This window comes from Kitasatospora sp. NPDC059803 (assembly GCF_042732255.1).
In the GTDB taxonomy this organism is placed as follows: Bacteria; Actinomycetota; Actinomycetes; order Streptomycetales; family Streptomycetaceae; genus Kitasatospora.
On sequence record NZ_JBHWIJ010000290.1, the window covers coordinates 5,666 to 10,300 of the forward strand.

General features: G+C 69.7%; 6 protein-coding genes. 5 read left to right on the forward strand and 1 reads right to left on the reverse strand.

Annotation, left to right across the window (positions count from 1 at the left end):
- Positions 1–184: 184 nt before the first annotated feature.
- On the forward strand, positions 185–814 hold the full coding sequence (locus ACFV6I_RS32325; protein WP_063348343.1) for a GNAT family N-acetyltransferase: 630 nt from the start codon (positions 185–187) through the stop codon (positions 812–814).
- Positions 815–874: 60 nt separating this feature from the next.
- Positions 875–1,075, forward strand: coding sequence for a DUF397 domain-containing protein (locus ACFV6I_RS32330; RefSeq protein WP_063348344.1), 201 nt, complete (start codon positions 875–877; stop codon positions 1,073–1,075).
- A 51-nt stretch (positions 1,076–1,126) separates the two neighbouring features.
- Here the strand turns inward: ACFV6I_RS32330 and ACFV6I_RS32335 are convergent, their stop codons facing one another.
- Positions 1,127–1,285, reverse strand: a complete 159-nt coding sequence (locus tag ACFV6I_RS32335; protein ID WP_159398464.1) for a hypothetical protein — start codon at positions 1,283–1,285, stop codon at positions 1,127–1,129.
- Positions 1,286–1,594: 309 nt separating this feature from the next.
- Here ACFV6I_RS32335 and ACFV6I_RS32340 point away from each other — a divergent pair, with 309 nt between their 5' ends.
- From ACFV6I_RS32340 to metG, 3 genes are all read left to right on the forward strand, one after another.
- Positions 1,595–2,446: a helix-turn-helix transcriptional regulator gene (locus tag ACFV6I_RS32340; RefSeq protein WP_063348345.1), complete on the forward strand. Its 852-nt coding sequence runs from the start codon at positions 1,595–1,597 to the stop codon at positions 2,444–2,446.
- Complete coding sequence (locus ACFV6I_RS32345) at positions 2,443–2,643, forward strand: DUF397 domain-containing protein (protein WP_063348346.1); 201 nt, start codon at positions 2,443–2,445, stop codon at positions 2,641–2,643. Before ACFV6I_RS32340 ends, ACFV6I_RS32345 begins: the two co-directional genes overlap by 4 nt.
- A gap of 199 nt (positions 2,644–2,842) precedes the next feature.
- Positions 2,843–4,576 (forward strand): methionine--tRNA ligase, encoded by a 1,734-nt coding sequence (gene metG, locus ACFV6I_RS32350; protein WP_380429166.1) that lies wholly within the window; start codon positions 2,843–2,845, stop codon positions 4,574–4,576.
- Positions 4,577–4,635 lie beyond the last annotated feature (59 nt).

A 4,635-nucleotide genomic window follows, 5' to 3' on the forward strand; every position in this document is an offset into this window, starting at 1 on the left:
CCCTCCGGGGGGGCGCGCGGGCCCCCGCCTCCACCTACAACATAATGTCTATATGTATATCGACCGCGTGCGCGGGCCCGGGCGTCACCCCCCCCCCGCCCCCCTTCACTTTGCCCGCTCCGTCAATTTTGCACTAGCGCAGAAGTCCATTGCATCTAGTGCAGCGTGGCGCTACCTTTCCGGCATGACCGCACAGCCGCCCACACCCGTCACCCTCACCGGCCGCCACATCCGCCTGGAACCCCTCGGCCGCCACCACCTGCCCGACCTGTGGGCCGGCGTCGGCCCCGACCCGGAGGTCTGGCGCTGGATCCCCTCCCTCCCGCCCGCCACCGAGGAGGAACTCGGCGCGATCATCGACGCCCGGCTCGCCGAGGTGGCGGCCGGATCGGCGGTGAAGTTCGCCGTGATCGACCTCCCCAGCGGCCGGGCCGTCGGCGTCACCGGCTACTACGACTTCAGGGCCGTCGACGAGGTCGTCGAGATCGGCGGCACCTGGTACGACCGCTCGGTCTGGCGCACACCCGTCAACACCGAGGCCAAACTGCTGCTGCTCTCCCACGCCTTCGACGACCTGGGCATGGGCCGGGTCTACTGGAAGACGGACGCGCTCAACGAGCGCTCCCGCAACGCGATCCTGCGCCTCGGCGCCCAGTACGAGGGCGTCCACCGCCGCGAGAAGCGGCGCGACACCGGCGTGTGGCGCGACACCGCCTACTTCTCGATGCTCGCCGACGAGTGGCCCGTCGCCCGGATCCGCCTCGTCGAGCGCCTTTCGCGCGGTGCCGAACCCTCCGTGCGCCCCCGTTCCTGAACGGCCGCCCGGGAGTTGTCCAGGGTGCCAGGCAGGAACCGGAATGGGAGAAGGCAACCGATGACCCAGCAGTGGCAGAAGTCCACCAGCAGCACCCGGGACGGCAGTGACTCCGTGGAGGTGTCCGTCAACGAACGGGGGCTGATCGAGGTCCGCGAATCCGAGAGCCCCGACGCGATCATCGTCACCACCCCGCAGAAGTTCGCGCTCTGGATCGAGGGCGTGAAGCGCGGCGAATTCGACCACTTCGGCGACGGCTGACCGCGCCCTCCGGTGGCCCCCCTCCCGGCGGGGGGCCACCGCTGCCGCGCGCTATTTCTTCTCGACGGCGGCGGAGGAATGACGGACGACGAACTCGCGTTTTGCGGAACGCGGTTCGCGGGGTTGGGCGTTGACCAGCCAGACCAGCCAGCCGACGAATAGGACGGCGAGCAGGAGGGCGGACAAACCGGCGACGAGCAGGCCGTTCACCGGGTAGCGGGAATGCGGTGGGCGGGGGCGAGAAGCAGCGGAAGCGGCATGACAGTCTCCGGTCGGTGATGTCGAGCGTGCCGACCATGCATCTGGTGTGTATTTACGGCTGATTGGCGGCTGTTTAGGCCACAACAAGTCAGTGACTGACGCGGGATCGACCATAGGGTCGAGGTGCAAGACTTGCTACCGAGCGGGAGAACGTTCACTCCATCGTGGGGTATCCCCCATTTCAGTAGCTAGGGCCGGGTAAGCACGGCACACTTCACCGGAAGCATCGACCCGAGCCGCGATCCGGAGAAGAGAGTCATGCCACCCCGCTTGTCGCCGACCGTGCGTCAGCAGCGCCTTGGCATCGAGCTGCGCAAGATGCGCGAACGCGTGGGCGTGACGCCCAAGAGCCTGGCCGCCACCCTGGGCACCGACCTGCCCAAGATCTCGCAGATGGAGAACGGGAAGTCCGGCATCAGCGCCGAACGGCTCCGGCTCTGGGCCCGCACCTGCCACTGCTCCGACGGCCCCTACCTCGACGCGCTGCTCGCGATGACACAGGACCGGCGCAAGTACTGGTGGGACGGCTACCGCGGCAGGCTGCCCGGCGGACTCATCGACATCGCGGAAATGGAACACCACGCCGAGTCGCTGGCCATCCTGCACACCACCTTCATCCCCGGACTGCTGCAGACCTCGGCGTACGCCTCCGCGGTGTTCGCCCGGGTCCGGCCGCCCATGCCCCAGCCGGACGCCGACGCCCGCACGGCATTCCGGATCCAGCGCCAGCGGCTGTTCACCGAACGCCCGAAGCCGTACGCCGCGTACATCCACGAATCCGCACTGCGCATGCAGTTCGGCGGGGCGGTGGTGCTGCGCGACCAGCTGCTCGGCGTGCTGGAGGATTCCGAGCGGCCCGGGGTGGAGATCCGGACCATCCCGTTCAGCGTCGACACCTTTCCTGGGTCCGGAGAGAGCCTCTACCTCGCCCGCGGGCCCGTTCCCGAGCTCGACACCGTGCAGATCGACCTCTCGAACGGGCCGAAGTTCGTGCACCTCGACACCGAACTGCAGACCTACCGACAGATCAAGGAGGAGACCGCCGCGGTCGCCCTCGGGCCGGCCGAGTCCCGGGACTTCATCCGGGCCTTACTGAAAGACTTCTCATGACTGAGTGGCGGAAGTCCTCGTCCAGCGGCGAGAGCAACGAGTGCGTCGAGATCAGAGCCGCCGACGGTCTGGTGGAGATCCGCGAGTCGGACCGCCCCGAGATCGTCGTCCGGACCACGCCGCGCAAGTGGGCCGCGTTCGTCCGCGGGGTGAAGGCCGGGGAGTTCGACCGGTACAGCGACTCCGTCGGGCCCTGAACCGCACCCGCACCCGAGCGGCACCGCACCCGAGCCGCACCCGTCCCCCAGCAGCACCGCCCTTGAACCGCACCCACCCCTGAACCGCACCGCCCTCCCGGCCCGGCGGCGGTAGGCTTGGCAGCCCACAGTGGACCCCTGCGCCTGGCACAGCACTCCGGGTGGGGTGCGCGTGCGGGAGAAATCGGAGCATCCGAGGATGGCTCGGCACCTGATCACCAGCGCCCTTCCGTACATCAACGGGATCAAGCACCTGGGCAACATGGTCGGGTCGATGCTCCCGGCGGACGTCTACTCCCGCTACCTGCGCCAGCGCGGCCACGAGGTGCTCTACATCTGCGCGACCGACGAGCACGGCACGCCCGCCGAACTGGCCGCGCAGGAGGCCGGGCTGCCCGTCGCCGAGTTCTGCGCCCAGGCGCACGACGCGCAGAAGGCGGTGTACGACGGCTTCGGGCTGTCCTTCGACCACTTCGGCCGCAGCTCCTCCCCGCAGAACCGCGAGATCACCCAGGAGATCGCCCGCGAACTCCAGCGCAACGGCTTCATCGAGGAGCGCGCGATCCGGCAGGTGTACTCCAACGCCGACGGCCGCTTCCTGCCGGACCGCTACATCGTCGGCACCTGCCCGCACTGCGGCTACGACAAGGCACGCGGCGACCAGTGCGAGAACTGCACCCGGGTGCTGGACCCGACCGACCTGCTGGAGCCGCGTTCGGCGATCAGCGGCAGCTCCGACCTGGAGGTCCGGGAGACCAGGCACCTGTTCCTGCTCCAGTCGGAGCTGACCGACGAGGTCGAACAGTGGATCGCCGCCCACGGCGACGACTGGCCGGTGCTGGCCTCCTCGATCGCCCGCAAGTGGCTCACCGAAGGCCTCCAGGACCGCGCGATCACCCGCGACCTGGAGTGGGGCGTCCCGGTGCCGGCCGACGTCTGGCCGGAGCTGGCGGCCGAGGGCAAGGTGTTCTACGTCTGGTTCGACGCCCCGATCGAGTACATCGGCGCCACCAAGGAGTGGACGGACGCGGCCCCGGCCGGGCAGGCCCGGGACTGGAAGTCCTGGTGGTACGAGGCCGACCACAGCGTCCGGTACACCGAGTTCATGGCCAAGGACAACGTCCCGTTCCACACCGTGATGTTCCCGGCCACGATCCTCGGCTCGCGCCGGCCGTGGAAGAAGGTCGACTACGTCAATGCCTTCAACTGGCTGACGTACTACGGCGGGAAGTTCTCCACCAGCCAGAAGCGCGGCATCTTCACCGACGTCGCCCTGGAACTGCTGCCGGCCGACTACTGGCGCTACTTCCTGATGGCGCACGCCCCCGAGTCGGACGACTCCAGCTTCACCTGGGACCTCTTCGCCTCCGTCGTCAACAAGGACCTCGCCGACACCCTCGGCAACTTCGTCAACCGGGTGCTCACCTTCAGCCGCAAGCGCTTCGGCGACGCCGTCCCGGCCGGCCACGCGCCCGGCGAGGCCGAACAGCGCCTCGGCGAGCAGATCGCCACCCTGCTGGCCGAGTACGAGGCCCAGTTGGACGCACTCAACTTCCGCAAGGCCGCGCAGGGGCTGCGCGCGCTGTGGAGCGCGGGCAACGCGTACCTGGACGAGAAGGCGCCCTGGCTCCAGGTGAAGACCGACCCGGACGCGGCGGCGCTGACCCTGCGCACCGCGATGAACCTGATCCAGCTGTACGCGGTGGTCTCCGAGCCGTTCATCCCGACCGCGGCGGCGGCGATGCGCGGCGCCTTCGCCCTGCCCGGGGACGCTCCGGCGGCCGGCCTGTCCTGGGTCGGCCCGGAGCAGGCGCGGGCACTGGACCTGGTGCCGGCCGGGACGGCGTTCACCGTGCCGCCGGTGCTGTTCGCCAAGATCACCGACGAGGACCTGGCCGCCTGGACCACCCGCTTCGGCGGCCAGGAGGGCTGAGCCCCGGGGGGGGGGGGGGGCGCCCCGCCCCGCCCCCCCCCCCCCGCCCCCCCACGCGG